This is a genomic window from Sphingobacterium sp. HMA12 (assembly GCF_002933815.1).
Lineage (GTDB): Bacteria > Bacteroidota > Bacteroidia > Sphingobacteriales > Sphingobacteriaceae > Sphingobacterium.
The window spans coordinates 1-804 of record NZ_BEYR01000011.1; the positions used below are offsets into that span (position 1 = coordinate 1).

An 804-nucleotide genomic window follows, 5' to 3' on the forward strand; every position below is an offset into this window, starting at 1 on the left:
GATAGGGATGGGCTCGCGTGACATTAGCTAGTTGGTAGGGTAACGGCTTACCAAGGCGACGATGTCTAGGGGCTCTGAGAGGAGAATCCCCCACACTGGTACTGAGACACGGACCAGACTCCTACGGGAGGCAGCAGTAAGGAATATTGGTCAATGGGCGGAAGCCTGAACCAGCCATGCCGCGTGCAGGATGACTGCCCTATGGGTTGTAAACTGCTTTTGTCCAGGAATAAACCCAGGTACGTGTACCTGGCTGAATGTACTGGAAGAATAAGGATCGGCTAACTCCGTGCCAGCAGCCGCGGTAATACGGAGGATCCGAGCGTTATCCGGATTTATTGGGTTTAAAGGGTGCGTAGGCGGCCTATTAAGTCAGGGGTGAAATACGGTGGCTCAACCATCGCAGTGCCTTTGATACTGATGGGCTTGAATCCATTTGAAGTGGGCGGAATAAGACAAGTAGCGGTGAAATGCATAGATATGTCTTAGAACTCCGATTGCGAAGGCAGCTCACTAAGCTGGTATTGACGCTGATGCACGAAAGCGTGGGGATCGAACAGGATTAGATACCCTGGTAGTCCACGCCCTAAACGATGATAACTCGATGTTGGCGATAGACAGCCAGCGTCCCAGCGAAAGCGTTAAGTTATCCACCTGGGGAGTACGCCCGCAAGGGTGAAACTCAAAGGAATTGACGGGGGCCCGCACAAGCGGAGGAGCATGTGGTTTAATTCGATGATACGCGAGGAACCTTACCCGGGCTTGAAAGTTAGTGAAGGGAGCAGAGACGCTTCCGTCCTTCGG

The 804-nt window shown here is 52.7% G+C and carries 1 rRNA gene; it reads left to right on the forward strand.

The annotated features are described in order from the left end of the window. Window positions 1–804 (forward strand): 16S ribosomal RNA (locus HMAT_RS26845); the annotation flags it as partial.